The following is a 14,496-nucleotide window of genomic DNA, read 5'->3' on the forward strand; positions in this document are numbered from 1 at the left end:
CCAGCGCCGGCGGCTCGGCCTCGAACCCGTCGCGGACGTGCGCTCCCACCTGTTCACCGGCCGTCCATGGCTCGCGGCCGACGCGGTCCTCGCGCCCTGGCCCGGCCCGCCCGGCCTGGACGTCCTGCAGACCGGGGCCTGGCTGCTCGACGACACCCGCCCGCTGGACCCCGCACTGGAGGCGTTCCTCGCCGAGGGCGAACCGCCGGTGTACTTCGGGCTCGGCAGCATGCGCGCCCCGGACGGCATCGTCGCGAAGGTGCTCGACGCGGCCCGTGCCATCGGCCGCCGCGTCGTGATCTCGAGCGGCTGGGCGGACCTGGCCGCCGTCGCCGGCGACCCCGGCTGCCTCTCGATCGGCGAAGTCAACCAGCAGGCGCTCTTCCGCCGGGTGGCGGCCGTCGTCCATCACGGGGGCGCGGGGACGACCACCGTCGCCGCCAGGGCCGGGACACCGCAGGTGATCCTGCCGCAGATGTTCGACCAGCACTACCACGCGGAGCGCGTCCGCCGCCTCGGGCTGGGCGCGTCCGTCCCGCCCGCCGGCAGCCTGCGCGACGCCCTCGGCCAAGCGCTGGACGCCGCGCCGACCGCGCGTGCCGTCGCACCGACGATCGACTCCGACGGCACGCTGACCGCGGCCCACCGCCTGCTCGCCCTCACCGGCACGCCCGGACCCGTCGCATAGGCGGCTGCCGGCCCCGGGCGCAGCGGTCCGCCCAGGTTGGTCCACCGAGGCCGGTCCGCGGAGCGGCGCCGGGGACGCGGCGGCCGCGCGAGACATGGATGAGATGACACACCTGGTCCGACCTGCTTAACTATGGGCGATCTTGTCGCTACTGTCGTACCCCAGGGTCGGCGACGTGGGCACCGGAGGTATCGATGAGGTCCGGACGGTGGATGCTCGTCGCCTGGCTGATCATAGGGGCGCTCGCCGCGGGACAGCGCCACTACTACGCCCATTTCGACGGCAGCTGCGCCAAGATCGCCACCATCGGAATCACCTGGGCGTCCGGTCCGCTCAACTACATCGGTCTCAACCCCACCGCCAACTGCAAGGTTCCCGAGCCGAGCACGTGAGCGTGCCTTCAGGAGCGGTCGAGCACCTTCTTGAGGCCCGCGATCGCGTGGTCCCGGTGTTCGTTGAGCAGGCGGACGAGGGCTTCCGTGTCGCGTTCACGTGCGGCGTCGAGGATGCCGCGGTGCTCGGCGTCCACGACGTCGCGGTGGTCGGGGTCGGCGAAGTACAGGGACCGGTACGGGTCCGAGGCGTCCCAGAGCTGCCGGATCATCCGGACGAAGCGCGGCATGCCGGACGGGTTGAACAGCACGAAGTGGAACTCGCGGTTGGCGTTGGTGAGCGCCACGATGTCGGTGGCCTCGCTCGCCGCCGCCATGCCGTCGATGGCAGTGGAGAGCCGGTTCAGATCCTCGTCGGTCAACCTGGGGGCGGCCCTGCGGACGGTCTCCGTCTCCAGCAGCTCGCGGATGCGGTAGATCTCCAGCAGCTCGCTGATGTCCAGCTCGGTCACGAAGTAGCCGCGATGCGGTGAGTAGCGGACCTGCCCCTCGCCTTCGAGGATCTTCAGCGCCTCCCGCACCGGCACCCGGCTGAGCCCCAGTCGCTCGGCGAAGGCGTCCTGCACGATCTGGGTGCCCGGCTTGAGCTCGCCTTCGAGGATCGACCGCCTCAACTCCTGAAGAACCGCCGCCTGGGCCGTCAGCGGTCGTCTGAAAACCACGGCTCTCCCCTGTCTGCTGTAGCGGCCGGGTAGTGCGTCGCCCCCGATGATCTCATCCGCCGGCCGAGGGACTCGGTCGAACCGGGCAAGACACCGTTGACATGGAATGGATCTCATATACATTACCCGATATGCAACTGGGAGGTTGTCATGGGAGAGCTCACGAGCAGGTGGTGGAGGGCCCGGACACGAGCGGGGGCCGTGCTGGCGGCGGCCACGCTCGTGCTGGGGGTCACGGCATGCGGATCGGGTGACGACGGCGGCAGCAGCGGTGAGGGAGGGCGGACCAAGGTCCGGATCACCGCGACGCTGATCGACACGCTTCCGTTCATGGCGGCGCTGAAGATCGCCGCCGATCGCGGAGACTTCGCGAACGCGGGGCTCGACGTCGAGTTCGCCTCGGCGTCCGGCGGCGGCAACACCCTCCGTGCGCTGAGCACCGGGGACGCCGAGATCGCCATCGGCTCGCCGGCCGCGTCGGTGCTCGCGGCGCAGAGCGACCCGCGAGTGAAGATCGTCAGCCTGTGGGCGCCGCGGAACGGCTTCTACTGGATCGGTCCGAAGGAGGTACCGGACCTCAACGGCAAGAAGATCGGCGGCTCGGTGCCCGGCGCCACGGTGAACCTGCTGCTGGCGGGGATCGAGAAGAAGCAGAACATCAAGTTCAGCGAGATCGTCCCGGCCGGCGGCATGGGGGAGAACTGGGCGGCCAGCAAGAGCGGCCAGGTCGTCGGCGGATGGGCCATGGAGCCGTTCATCACCGAGAAGGTGCAGAACGACGGCGCCAAGGTGGTCATCGACGCTCCGAAGACGCTGCCCTGGTTCCCCGCCGACATGGTCGTGGTGAACAAGGAGTGGGCGGAGAAGAACCCGGAGGCGATGCCGTCGTTCTTCGCCGCCATGTCGAAGGTGTTCGGCGACATCGCCGGCGATCCGGGGAAGATGGCCCCCGCGCTGAGCAAGATCATGAACATCGACGCGGCGATCATCGAGAAGAGCATCGCGGACGCCGGCATCCCCGCCGAGGAGATCTACTCCTTCAAGACGGTGCCGGAGGCGCTGGACACCGTCTCGGAGCTGATGAACCTGTCCGGTCAGGTCTCCGGGCCGATCGACTGGAAGAAGATCTTCGACCAGCAGTACCTGCCGGGGGACGCCAAGGCCGAGCTCTGACCTCGTCCTGGCCCTGCCCGGCCTGATACGCAGCAAGACCGAACGGAGACGCCGCAGTGGAAAAGTCCGAGCCGAGAGAAGCGCATCTGCTGATCGAAGGAGTGTCGAAGACCTTCGGCCTACGCGGCGGCGGGACCACGCACGCGCTGTCGCCCATCGACGCCGCGGTGGGCCAGGGCAGGTTCGTCTCCATCGTCGGTCCGTCCGGCTGCGGCAAGTCGACGCTGCTCAACATCGTGGCCGGGCTGGTCAAGCCGTCGACCGGCGCGGTGTCCGTGGACGGGGAACCCGTCCGCGGCCCGCGCCGCTCGATCGGCGTGGTGTTCCAGGAGGACTCCACACTGCCCTGGCGCACGGTGATCGACAATGTGCGGCTGGGCCTCGAGGTCGAGCGCATGCGCAAGGCCGCCCAGATCAGCCGGGCCAGGGAGATGATCGATCTCGTCGGGCTGACGGGTTTCGAGCACGCCTACCCGAGGGAGCTGTCCGGCGGGATGCGCCAGCGGGTCGCCATCGCGCGGACCCTGGCTTTGGACCCGTCGGTCCTGCTCATGGACGAGCCGTTCGGCGCGCTCGACCCGCAGACCCGGCTGATGATCGGTGTCGAGCTGCTGCAGATGTGGCAGAGCACGAACAAGACCGTCCTGTTCGTCACCCACGACATCCAGGAGGCCCTCCTGCTCAGCCAGGAGGTCTGGGTGATGTCCTACCGGCCGGCGACGATCCGCGAGCGGTTGCCGGTCCCGTTCGAGTATCCGCGCGGGCCCGAGCTGCTCAGCACGGACGAGTACCAGCATCTCAGCGCGCGCATCTGGAGCGTGCTGCAGAAGGAGTCGCAGCGCGCCTTCGACGAGCGCGAGCATCTCCTCAGCTCGAGGTAGGGGGGATCATGCAGCGGGAGTTGTTCCGAGCACTCTGGTCGCAGGTGCTCACCTTCTTCGCCCTGGCGGTCCTCATCGTCGCGGGCTGGTGGCTCGCCACGGAGTCGGGCCTGGTGGACACCCGGACCTTCCCCGAGGTGGGGAGGATCATCGGGGCGCAGACCCAGCTGAGCGACCCGGCCCCGGCGACCTTCCTCGACCACCTGGCGGTCACGACCGTCCGGGTGCTGGCGGGACTGGTGGCCGGGTGCCTGCTGGGCTTCGGGCTCGGCGTGCTGTTCTGGCGGCTGCCGGTCGTCGGGCGCGCGCTGGAGCCGTACCTGCTGGCCTTCTACGCCGTGCCGCTGGTGGTGTTCTACCCGTTCCTGCTGGTGCTGCTGGGCATCAACTCGTGGCCGATCATCGCGATCTCCACGGTGATGTGCTCGGTCCCGGTGGCGCTCAACACCTGGATCGGGTTCCGGGAGCAGAAGGAGATCCACAAGATGGTGGGCCTGGCACTGCAGATGCCCCCGCTGCTGCGGTTCCGCCGGATCGAACTGCCGGGGGCGCTGCCGGAGATCTTCACGGGTGCGCGGGTGGGGGCGGTCTACAGCCTCGTCGGCACGATCGGGATGGAGTTCATGGTCAGTAGTGAAGGGCTCGGCTATGCCGTCCGGTACCAGTACGAGACGTTCAACGTGCCGAGCATGTACCTGTTCCTCGCGGCCACCCTCGCGCTGTCCTTCGTGGTCGTGACCGCGCTCCTCGCGGTGAGCGCGGTGTCGCTGAGGCACCACGGATGAGCGGCGACCGCGCCACCGCGGCGGTGGCGACCCGGGAAGAGGCGGCGGCCCTCGCGTCGCGGCGGGACCGGCCGGCGGGCCGGCGCGGCAGGATCCCCGTCGGTCCGCTGGTGGTCCTCGGAGTCGCCGTCGCCGTCTGGTATCTGCTGTCCCTCGCGCTGTTCGTGGTGCCGGATCCGCTGGCGACGGTGCGGGTCCTGGCCGGCAACTTCTCTTCGGAGGAGTTCACCGACGCGGTCCGCAAGACCGCGGTGGACGGCTTGACGGCGTTCGTGCTCTCGGTGATCGCCGGTGTGCTCCTCGGGGCGCTGATCGGCCTGTCCGCGCTCGCCAGGCGCACGCTGGAGCCCGCCATCCTGGCGCTGAACGGGATTCCCAAGATCGCCATCTACCCGGTGCTGATGCTCGTCTTCGGGCTGGGCTCGGCGTCCCAGGTGACGATGGGGTTCATCTTCGGCGTGTTCCCGGTGATCATCAACTTCGGCGGCGCGCTGGCCGCGGTGCCGGCGATCTACGGCAAGGTGGCCAGGTCCCTGTCCATGCCGTGGCATCAGCGGCTGCTGAAGCTGGACATCCCCGCCGCGCTGCCCTCGCTCGCGGTCGGGCTGCGGCTGGCGTTCAGCCTCAGCCTGGTCGGTGTGGTCTTCGCCGAGATCATCGGCTCCAAGGGCGGCCTCGGCCAGATCATCATCTCCAAGTACACGCTGGCGCAGTACGACCTGATGGGGGCCGCGGTGCTCCTGCTGATCATCACCTCGCTGGCAGGGACCACGAGCCTGTGGGCGCTCGAGCGGCGGATGGCCCGCCGCTGGCGTTGAACGACGACCGGGAATCGGGAGGGCATTGTGGTGCGAAGCAACGAGCCGGTCGGGGATCCGGTGCGTCCCCTGGTGAGCGTCGGCTACTACCCGACGAGGGACACCAGGGCGACGATCGATCTCGCGCGGGAGCTGGACGGCGGCATCGTCGACACGCTGTGGATCGGTGACAGCCCGCTGATCTGGCGGGAGTGCTGGGCGACCATCGCGTTGTGCCTGGCCGCCACCGAGACCCTGCGCTACGGGCCGGCGGTCACCAACCCGGTGAACCGGCACTGGACCGTCACCGCGTCCACCGTCCAGACCCTCGACGAGTACGCTCCGGGCCGCGTCCGGCTCGGGATCGGCGTCGGTGACAGCGCCCTGCGCCGGCTCAACGGCGGGGTGGCGAGGCTGGCCGAACTGCGCTCGGCGGTGCACGGCATGCGGACCCTGCTCGCCGACGCCGCCGCCGACACCGGGCCGGACGGCCCGGAGGTGTCCTGGGATCGGCCGCCCCGGCAGGTGGAGATCCTGCTCAGCGGCAGCGGGCCGAAGACGCTGGAACTGGCCGGAGAGCTGGGCGACGGCGCGATCATCGTGCCGGGGATCGTGCCCGGCGCGGTGGATCAGGTGCTGGAGCGGGTCGCGGCCGGCCGCCGCGCTGCCGGCAAGGACCCGGCGACGCTGCACTCGGTGCTGTGGGTGGCCTGCGCGATCGGCGAGGAGGAGCGGGCCTGGGCGGACGTGCGGCCCTGGGTGGCCTCGATCCTGCGGCACCCGCTGGCGTTCGACACCAGCCCGGAGGTGGACGCGGCCCGGGAGCGCATCCGCGCGGGCTACGACTTCTCCCACCACATGTCGCACGGGAGCGGGCACGGCGAGGAACTGCCGGTCGAGGTGCTGCGCGACTTCGCCATCGCCGGAACGGAGGACCAGGTGCTCGCCGGCCTGAACGCCGCGGCACGGCTCCCCGTGGACGAGATCGGGCTCGTGGTGATGGGACGCGACGTCCACGACCAGGTGGCCCGGCTGAACAAGCTGCTCAACGATTCCTGGCTGGCATGAGCGCGGAGCGGACCGGGAGGCAGGGAAGGGAGCGGGAGGGACCGTGCTGATCAGCGATTGCACGTTGCGTGAGGGAGAGCAGCAGCCGGGCGTCGTGCTCGGCGCGGCGGAGAAGAAGGCCATCGCCGCGATCCTGCGGGACGTCGGCGTCCGCCGGGCCGAGATCGGCACCCCGGCGATCTCGGCCGGCGAGCGCGAGGCGATCGCCGCGGTGGTGGAGAGCGGGGCGATCCCCGAGACCCTCGGCGTCTGCCGGGCGAGGGTCGACGACGTCGACATGGCGGCCGACTGCGGCCTGTGGGGGGTGGTCGTCTCCAGCCCGGTGAGCCCGCACCAGCTGAAGGCCAAGTTCGGCTGGTCGGTGCGGCAGATGGTCGACGCGGCGGTCGCGGCGCACACCAGGGCCAAGGAGCACGGGCTGGTCACCTACGCCAGCGCCTACGACACCCTGCGCACCGACAGGGAAGACCTCCGGGCGATCTACGGCGAGCTGAACCGGCTGGGGCTCATCGACGCCATCAGGGTCGTCGACACCGTCGGAGTCGGCACGCCCAAGGTGGCCGCCGACCTGGTCCGGTGGTGCAAGGACGAGTTCGGGCTGCCGATCGAGGTGCACTTCCACGACGACTTCGGGCTGGCGACGGCCAACGCGATCGCCGCGGTCGAGGCGGGTGCGGACGCGGTGTCGTCCAGCATCGCCGGGGTGGGCGAGCGCGCGGGCAACACCGCGACCGAGGAGGTGGCCGGTGCCCTGGAGGTGCTGCTCGGGGTGAAGACCGGGCTCGCCGTCGACCGGCTGGGCCACAGCTTCATCCGGGCGGCCGAGCTGATGCGGCTCGGGCTGCAGGACAACCGCGCGATCACCGGCAGGAATTCGTTCCGGCACGTCTCCGGCATCTCGATCAGCGGGTACGTCAAGGACCCGCTGGCCGCCCAGCCGGTCGAGGCGGAGCGGGTCGGCCGCCGCTCCGGCGTGGTGCTCGGCAAGACCTCCGGCCGGCAGGCCGTGGAGCACCTGCTGGCGGAGCTGCGCATCGACGCCGCGAAGGTCGATGTCGGACGGCTGGTCGAGGCATTGAAGGACACCGCCGAGGAGTACCGGCGCGTGCTCAGCACCGCGGACCTGGTGCGAGCGGTCCGCGCCCAGGCCGGCAACTGACTCCCGGCATGGGGAACTGCAAGCGGAAAGAGGAAGGCGGCACGAGATGACCCTGGACAAGTTCAACGCCGACACCATGGCCGCGCCCAAGGTGCCGTTGTCGCACGGCGTCGTCGCCGGCGACTGGCTCCACGTGTCCGGCATGGTCGCCAGAGCGCGGAGCGGCGAGATCGTCGAAGGCGACATCGTCGCGTCCACCCGGCAGTGCCTGGAGAACATGGAGGCGGTGCTCGCCACGCGCGGCGCGGACCGGACGTCGGTGGTGAAGGTGAACGTCTACCTGGTCGACTTCGCCGACTACGCAGGGATGAACAAGGCGTTCGAGGAGTTCTTCGAAAGCCCCTACCCGGCCAGGACGACGATCCAGGCGGGCGCGCTCGGAATCGGCGAGGTCGAACTCGACGCCGTCGCGTACCTGGGGAAGTGAGGCCATGGTGAGCCCGGCGCTGCACGTGCGCAACCTCGGCGGGCTGCTCGGTGCCGAACCGTCGTGGGGCTGGCGTGCCGACGGCGAACTCCTGTGCGCGCACGGCCGGATACTGGCGATCGGGGAGGGGGTCGGCGCCGCGCTGCACGAGCTGGAGCGGGACGGCGAGCAGGTGGCCGTGCTCGACGCCGCCGGCCTGACCGCCGTTCCCGGGCTCATCGACGGGCACGTGCACCCGGTGGCGGGGGCGGTGTCGGTGGTGCCGCCCGGTCACGGGTGGACCGACACCTACTTGAACGCCGGGGTCACCGCCATGGTGTCGGCGGGCGAGCTGACGTTCCCCGGGTTCAGCTCCGCCGAGCTGACGCCCGAGGCAGCCACCCGGCTCGCCGCCCATTCGGCGTGGGCGTTCGGCAATATCGCCGCCCCGCCGCGCGTCTACGCGGGGACCCTGCTGGCGGTACCCGGCATGGACCGGGAATGCTTCCGGCAGGTGGCCGAGGCGGGCGGGAAGTGCGTCAAGTACATCTACTATCCGTTCGCCGGGCGGCGGTGGGAGGACGAGGTCGCCGCCTACGGCAAGTGGGCCGGCGAGTTCGGCCTGGTCACCAAGATGCACGCGGGCGGGACGTCCTATCAGGGGCACAGCCTCGAAGCGGACGCCGACCTCGTCGCCGCGGTGGCGCCGCGGGTGCTGGCGCACGCCAACGGCGGCCCGATTCCGATGGACGACGCGGCGCTCGCCGCGATCGTGGAGCGGACCGACTGCCGCATCGAGCTGATCCTCGGCGGGAACCTGCGGGTGCTGCGCGACCTGGTCGGGATGCTGCGGGACCGCGGCGAGCTGCACCGGATCACGGTCGGCACCGACACGCCCGGCGGCAACGGCACGATGCCGCGCGGCCCGCTCCAGGTCATCGCGGCCATCGCGGGCCTCGGCGGGGTGGACGCCGCGACCGCGCTGCGCTGCGGCACCGCGAACGTCGCCGAGGCGCACGGAATCCCCGGCGGTGCGCTGGCCGAGGGCCGCCCGGCCGACCTGCTGCTGGTCGGCCCGGTGCGCGGATCGGCGCACCCGACCGCGGCGGACGCGCTGGAGGCCGGCGAAATCGTCGGAGTCGGCGCCGTGGTGAGCGGCGGGAGCGTCGCCGCTCTTCCCGGCCGCTACACCCCGCCGCCCGCCGTCCTGCCGACCCTGGAGACGACATGAGCAGTTCACCGACGCGGATCGCACCGTGGGCCGACGTGGTCGGTCCGGACGAGTGGCGGGTGCACCTGGCCGCCGGGTACGGCGGCCGGTCGGTGCCGGGCACGCGGCCCGCCCTGGTGGTCGTCGACGTGACCTACGAGTTCACCGGAGACGGGGACGGCGACATGAGCCTGCCCGGCGTCCTCGACCGGTTCCCGAACGCGTGCGGTGATGCCGCGTGGCGGGCGCTCCCGCGGATCCGGGAGCTGATCGATCACGCCCGCCGCACCGGTGTGCCGGTCGGCTATTCGAGGATGGCCGCCGACCGGGGCCTGTGGACGGGGAAGAACCGGCGGGCGTCCGAGCTGGCCTCGGCGCCGGCGTGGGTGAGCGACATCCACCGCGACATCGCGCCGCGGGACGGCGAGCTGGTGTTCACCAAGCCGTCGGCCAGCGCGCTGTACGAAACCCCGCTGCTCGATGAGCTGCGCCGCCGCGAGGTGGACACGCTGATCGTGACCGGGTGCGCCACCGGGGGCTGCGTGCGGGCCACGGTGCTGGACGCGTTCGGCGCCGGCCTCACCGTTCTCGTCCCGCACGAAGCGGTGTTCGACCGCACTCCCGTCCCGCACAAGGTGTCGCTGTTCGACATGGACATGCGCTACGCCAACGTGACCGACTGCGCCGAGACCGCCGGCTACATGGACGCGTGCGCGGCCGGTGAACCGTTCGCCTGCGCCGAATGGGACCCCGACGCCGGGCGGGTGCCATGAGGCGCCTCGTCGGGACCAGCGTCGCGCGCCGGGAGGATCCGCGTCTGCTGCGCGGCGAGGGCGCCTTCCTGGCGGACCTGGTCGGCGACGCGCTGCAGTTCGCCTTCGTGCGCAGCCCGCGCGCGTCGGCGTCCATCGTGCGCGTCGACGCGGCGAAGGCGCTCGCCTCACCCGGCGTGGTCACGGTGCTGGACGGGCGGACGTTCGCCCGGATGGCCGGGCCGCTGCTGCCGATCTACCTGCCCGACCCGCGGTTCGCCGAGGCGACCGGGTTCCAGACCGCGCCGCTGCGGGTCGACGCGATCGCCGTCGACCGCGTCCGCTACGTCGGCGAACCGGTGGCCGTGGTCGTGGCGACCGACCGGTATCTGGCCGAGGACGCCGCGGAGAGGGTCGAGGTCGAGTACCGGGACCTGCCCGGCGTGTACACGGTGGCGGACGCGCTCGCCGAGGGCGCCCCACCGGTGCGGCCGGGCTGCGAAGGGAACGTCGCGGCATCGCTGCGGCTCGCCAAGGGCACCGTGCCCGAAGGCCCGGTCGTGGTCGAGGGCACGTACCGGGTGGGCCGGCACTCCGGCGTGCCGCTGGAGACCCGCGGCGTCATCGCCGACTTCGACATCGAGTCCATGAGCGTCCACCTGATCACCTCCAGCCAGATCCCGCACCACGTGCGCACCGCTCTGTGCAAGGCCCTGGGGTGGCCGCGGTCGGACCTGCGGGTCAGCGTCCCGGACGTCGGCGGCGGGTTCGGCACCAAGGCCAACATCTACGGCGAGGAGCTGGTCGCCTGCGTGCTGGCCCGCTATCTGCGCCGCCGGGTCGCGTGGGTCGAGGACCGGGCCGAGCACCTGGTGGCCACGGCGCACTCCCGGGACCGCCGGCACAGCAACCGGCTCGTGCTCGACCGCGACGGCCGGATCCTCGGGTACACCGACGACTTCGTGGTCGACATCGGCGCGCACAACTTCTGGCTCGGCGGCGTCACCGCGAACGGCGCGATCCATGGTCTCGGCCCGTACCGCGTCCCGTCGTTCGACATCACCGGCCGGGCGGTGCTCACCAACAAGACTCCGACGACGCAGTACCGCGGCGCCGGACGGCCGGAGGCGTGCTTCGCCATGGAGCGGCTGCTCGACCGGGCCGCGTCCGTCCTCGGACTGAGCCGCGTGGAGATCCGGCGGCGCAACGTGATCGGCGCCGGCGAACTGCCGTACCGGGTCGGGGCGACCTACCACGACGGCCAGCCGATCGTCTACGACGGCGGCGACTACCGGGAGTTGCTCGACCGCTGCGTGGCCGAGGTGGAGCGCGTGGACCTGGACGCGCTGTCCCGCGAGGAACTCCGCGAGGGGGAGCGGCTCGGCACCGGCTACGCCATGTTCACCGAGGGCACCGGGCTCGGGCCGTTCGAGGTGGGGCGGGTCGCGCTGCTGCCGTCGGGCGGCTTCGAGGTGTCGTCCGGCGCTTCGTCGAGCGGGCAGGGCCACGAGACCACCCTGGCGCAGGTGGCCGCGGACGAACTGCGCGTGCCCCTGGAAGCGGTGGAGGTCACGCACGCGGACACGGGGATCACCGGGGAGGGGATCGGCAGCTACGCCAGCCGGTCCGCCGCCAACGCCGGACCGGCGGTGGCCGCGGCGGCGGCCGGACTGGTGGACGAGGCGAAGCGGGAGCTGGCCCGGTTGTACGGCGACCACTGGCGGACCGATGAGGTGCGGCTGAACGAGTTCGGGTTCTACCATCCGGACTCCGACACGAAGGTCACCTGGCAGGAGCTGGCCCTGGCGCTGGCCGAGGAGCGGCAGGACGCCGCCGGGGGCTCCACCGCGGGCTCCGCCGGCGCGCCGCTGATCGAGCGGGAGCACACCTGGCGCCCGCGGACGGTGACCTGGACCGCGGGAGCGCACGCCGCCGTGGTGGCGCTGGACGAGGACACGGGCCTCGTCCGCGTGCTGCGCTACATCGCGGTCGACGAGGGCGGCCGGTCGCTGCACCCGTCGATCGTGAAGGGGCAGGTCATGGGCGGTGTGGCCCAGGCCGTCGGCGGTGCCCTGTTCGAGCGGTTCGAGTTCGACCCGTCCGGTCAGCCGCTCACGACGACGCTGATGGACTACCTGCTGCCGTCCACCACGGACGTGCCGCGCATGCGGCTGGCGCACGTGGAGGTCCCCAGCGGGATGAACCCCCTGGGCGTGCGGGGGGTGGGGGAGAGCGGCATCATCCCCGGGTACGCGGCCATCGCCAGTGCCGCCGACGACGCCACCGGCGGCCGCACCCACATGGACGGCACGCCGCTGGACCCGTCGGTGCTGCGGAGGCCCCGGTGAAGCCCGCCGAGCTGGCCTACCTCCGGGCGGACACCAGGTCCGAGGCGCTGGACATGCTCGCGGAGGCCGGGCAGGACGCCCGCCTGCTCGCCGGAGGGCAGAGCCTCGTGCCGATGCTGAACCTGCGGATCGCCCGGCCGAGCCATCTGATCGACATCGGGCGCCTGGCCGAGCTCAACCGGCTCGGCATGGTGGACGGCGAGCTGTACATCGGCGCCTTGGTGCGCCACCACGTCGTGGCCGAACACCCCCTGATAACGCGGACGGCGCCCGTGCTGGCGGAGGCGGCCCGCCACATCGGGCACCCGGCCATCCGCCATCGCGGCACGCTGGCGGGGAGCCTCGCGCACGCCGACCCGAGCGGTGAGCTGCAGGCCGCGGCCATGCTGCTCGACGCCACGGTGCTGGTGGAGTCCCGGTCGGCCGGTACGCGGGAGGTCCCGGCGCGGGAGTTCGTCCTCGGCCCCTACGAGACCGTGCTCGAACCGGACGAGATGATCACCTGGCTGCGCGTCCCGCCGGGCGGCGGCCGCACCGGGTTCTACGAGATCGCCCGCCGGACCGGCGACTTCGCGCTCGCCGGCGCGGCCGTCCGGCTGCCGGACGGCGACGCGGAACCCGCCGTGGCGGTCACCTTCGGCGCCGGCGGTCACCGGGTGGCGAGCGTTCGCCCGCCCGACGGGCCGGACACCGCCGCCGGAACGCTCGCCGCACTGCTGCAGGACGACGAGGGGGAGCACGGGCCGCTGCGCCGGACGGCGGTCGAGCGGGCCGTCCTGGCGGCCCGGAGGAGGGGAGGTGCCAGGGGCCATGGCTGAACGTCTCAGGGTCTCATTGCAGGTCAACGGGTCTCCTGCCGACCTGTGGGTGGACCCGAGGACCACGCTGGCCGACCTGCTGCGCGACCGGCTCGGCCTCACCGGGACGCACCTCGGATGCGAGCAGGGCGTCTGCGGGTCTTGCACGGTCCTCCTGGACGGGCGCACCGCCCGCACGTGCACCACGCTCGCCGCGCAGGCCGACGGGGGCGCGGTCTGGACGGTCGAAGGGCTCTCCCCGGCCTCGGGGCTGTCCCGGTTGCAGGAGGCGCTCAGCGAGGAGCACGGGCTGCAGTGCGGCTTCTGCACGCCGGGATTCGTCGCGGCCGCGACCGAACTCCTGGCCGCGACCCGGGGCGGGAGCCTCGACGAGGATGCCGTGCGGGAGCGATTGAGCGGCAACATCTGCCGGTGCACCGGCTATCAGGGCATCGTCGACGCGGTTCTGACCGTCTGGGCCGAGGGGGCGGTGGCGCTGCCCGGCGCGGACGCCGTGCGGACCGGCCTGGACGCCGGGGAGCTGACCGGACCGCCCGAGCTCACGCCGGCGCCGGTCGGCGAGCCGCCCCCGGACCCCGGGGAGCGCAGGCCGGCCGCCGTCGCCGCCGAGGTGCTGGCGCACGTCGCGGTGTTCGCCGCCGGGGCGCTCGCGGGCGCCGCGGCTCTGCGCCGCCGGAGGAGGTGAGCGGTGAAACTGGAGCAGGTCTTCCGGGTCGGCCATCCCATCGACCCGGTGTGGGAGGCGCTGACCGATCTCACCGTGGTCGCCGGATGCCTGCCGGGCGCGTCCGTCACCTCGGTCGAGGACGGGGTCCATCACGGGAACCTGACCGTCCGCCTGGGCAGCATCCGGGCGGTCTTCGCGGGAACGGCCGAGCTGGCGGAGGTCGACGCGTCCCGGCGGACCGTGACGCTGACCGCCGCGGGCGGCGGTGCCCAGGGGCAGGTCCGGATGCGGATGAAGGGCGCCGCGGTCCCGGTGACGCCGTCGGAGACGGAGATCCGGCTCGACACGGACGTCGAGATGTCGGGGCGGATCGCCCAGCTCGGGCACGGGGCGGCCGACCTGGTCACCGAGCGGCTGATCCAGCAGCTCACCCGGAACCTGGACCGGTACCTCTCCGGTGCGTCGCCGGACGACACCGCCGAGGCGCTCGCCGTCCTGTCGTTCATGCCGGCCCTGGCCAGGGGAGCCCTCGCCGACCGGCGGGTCAGGCTGGCGCTGACGGCGGTCGCCGGCTTCTGCGCCGGAGCGTGCTGCGCGCGGCTCGCCGGGCGAGCCGGGCGCGGGCACCCGATACCATGTTGGCCCCGCCGGACCGCGCTTGCTCGTACCGGACGGTGACGGAGATCGGAC

16 protein-coding genes are annotated in these 14,496 nt (G+C 72.2%); 15 read left to right on the plus strand and 1 reads right to left on the minus strand.

Annotated elements, in window-relative coordinates; translation table 11 throughout:
• Together ACIWVC_RS24055 and ACIWVC_RS24060 are read left to right on the plus strand one after the other, a co-directional pair.
• Window positions 1-688: glycosyltransferase (locus ACIWVC_RS24055; protein ID WP_396448817.1), on the plus strand; the 688-nt coding region annotated here is incomplete at its 5' end.
• Window positions 689-882: 194 nt separating this feature from the next.
• The gene (locus ACIWVC_RS24060; protein ID WP_396448818.1) at window positions 883-1,080 is read left to right on the plus strand and encodes a hypothetical protein; all 198 of its coding nucleotides are present in this window, start codon (window positions 883-885) and stop codon (window positions 1,078-1,080) included.
• A gap of 8 nt (window positions 1,081-1,088) precedes the next feature.
• Here ACIWVC_RS24060 and ACIWVC_RS24065 read toward each other — a convergent pair whose 3' ends face one another.
• Entirely contained in the window at window positions 1,089-1,742 is a 654-nt protein-coding gene (locus ACIWVC_RS24065; protein WP_396448819.1) for a GntR family transcriptional regulator, read from the minus strand.
• Between the two features lie 150 nt (window positions 1,743-1,892).
• Here ACIWVC_RS24065 and ACIWVC_RS24070 point away from each other — a divergent pair, with 150 nt between their 5' ends.
• The 13 genes from ACIWVC_RS24070 to ACIWVC_RS24130 are packed head-to-tail and all read left to right on the plus strand — an operon-like array spanning window position 1,893 to window position 14,484.
• The gene (locus ACIWVC_RS24070; protein WP_396448820.1) at window positions 1,893-2,915 is read left to right on the plus strand and encodes an ABC transporter substrate-binding protein; all 1,023 of its coding nucleotides are present in this window, start codon (window positions 1,893-1,895) and stop codon (window positions 2,913-2,915) included.
• A 56-nt stretch (window positions 2,916-2,971) separates the two neighbouring features.
• Window positions 2,972-3,796: an ABC transporter ATP-binding protein gene (locus ACIWVC_RS24075; RefSeq protein ID WP_396448821.1), complete on the plus strand. Its 825-nt coding sequence runs from the start codon at window positions 2,972-2,974 to the stop codon at window positions 3,794-3,796.
• 8 nt (window positions 3,797-3,804) lie between these two features.
• The gene (locus ACIWVC_RS24080; protein WP_396448822.1) at window positions 3,805-4,581 is read left to right on the plus strand and encodes an ABC transporter permease; all 777 of its coding nucleotides are present in this window, start codon (window positions 3,805-3,807) and stop codon (window positions 4,579-4,581) included.
• A complete protein-coding gene (locus ACIWVC_RS24085; RefSeq protein WP_396448823.1) occupies window positions 4,578-5,399 on the plus strand; it encodes an ABC transporter permease in 822 nt (273 codons plus the stop codon). The genes ACIWVC_RS24080 and ACIWVC_RS24085 overlap by 4 nt, the downstream gene beginning before the upstream one ends.
• Before the next feature lie 30 nt (window positions 5,400-5,429).
• The gene (locus ACIWVC_RS24090; protein WP_396448824.1) at window positions 5,430-6,446 is read left to right on the plus strand and encodes an LLM class flavin-dependent oxidoreductase; all 1,017 of its coding nucleotides are present in this window, start codon (window positions 5,430-5,432) and stop codon (window positions 6,444-6,446) included.
• A gap of 43 nt (window positions 6,447-6,489) precedes the next feature.
• Complete coding sequence (locus ACIWVC_RS24095) at window positions 6,490-7,605, plus strand: LeuA family protein (RefSeq protein WP_396448825.1); 1,116 nt, start codon at window positions 6,490-6,492, stop codon at window positions 7,603-7,605.
• Window positions 7,606-7,651: 46 nt separating this feature from the next.
• Window positions 7,652-8,032 (plus strand): RidA family protein, encoded by a 381-nt coding sequence (locus ACIWVC_RS24100; protein ID WP_396454603.1) that lies wholly within the window; start codon window positions 7,652-7,654, stop codon window positions 8,030-8,032.
• A gap of 4 nt (window positions 8,033-8,036) precedes the next feature.
• Entirely contained in the window at window positions 8,037-9,242 is a 1,206-nt protein-coding gene (locus ACIWVC_RS24105) for an amidohydrolase family protein (RefSeq protein WP_396454604.1), read from the plus strand.
• A complete protein-coding gene (locus ACIWVC_RS24110) occupies window positions 9,239-9,994 on the plus strand; it encodes a cysteine hydrolase family protein (protein ID WP_396448828.1) in 756 nt (251 codons plus the stop codon). The genes ACIWVC_RS24105 and ACIWVC_RS24110 overlap by 4 nt, the downstream gene beginning before the upstream one ends.
• The gene (locus tag ACIWVC_RS24115; RefSeq protein ID WP_396454605.1) at window positions 9,991-12,321 is read left to right on the plus strand and encodes a xanthine dehydrogenase family protein molybdopterin-binding subunit; all 2,331 of its coding nucleotides are present in this window, start codon (window positions 9,991-9,993) and stop codon (window positions 12,319-12,321) included. Before ACIWVC_RS24110 ends, ACIWVC_RS24115 begins: the two co-directional genes overlap by 4 nt.
• On the plus strand, window positions 12,318-13,139 hold the full coding sequence (locus ACIWVC_RS24120; protein WP_396454606.1) for an FAD binding domain-containing protein: 822 nt from the start codon (window positions 12,318-12,320) through the stop codon (window positions 13,137-13,139). Before ACIWVC_RS24115 ends, ACIWVC_RS24120 begins: the two co-directional genes overlap by 4 nt.
• Window positions 13,132-13,824, plus strand: coding sequence for a (2Fe-2S)-binding protein (locus ACIWVC_RS24125; RefSeq protein ID WP_396448831.1), 693 nt, complete (start codon window positions 13,132-13,134; stop codon window positions 13,822-13,824). Before ACIWVC_RS24120 ends, ACIWVC_RS24125 begins: the two co-directional genes overlap by 8 nt.
• A 3-nt stretch (window positions 13,825-13,827) precedes the next feature.
• Window positions 13,828-14,484, plus strand: a complete 657-nt coding sequence (locus ACIWVC_RS24130; RefSeq protein WP_396448832.1) for an SRPBCC domain-containing protein — start codon at window positions 13,828-13,830, stop codon at window positions 14,482-14,484.
• Window positions 14,485-14,496 lie beyond the last annotated feature (12 nt).

Source organism: Actinomadura sp. (assembly GCF_044508335.1).
GTDB lineage: Bacteria > Actinomycetota > Actinomycetes > Streptosporangiales > Streptosporangiaceae > Spirillospora.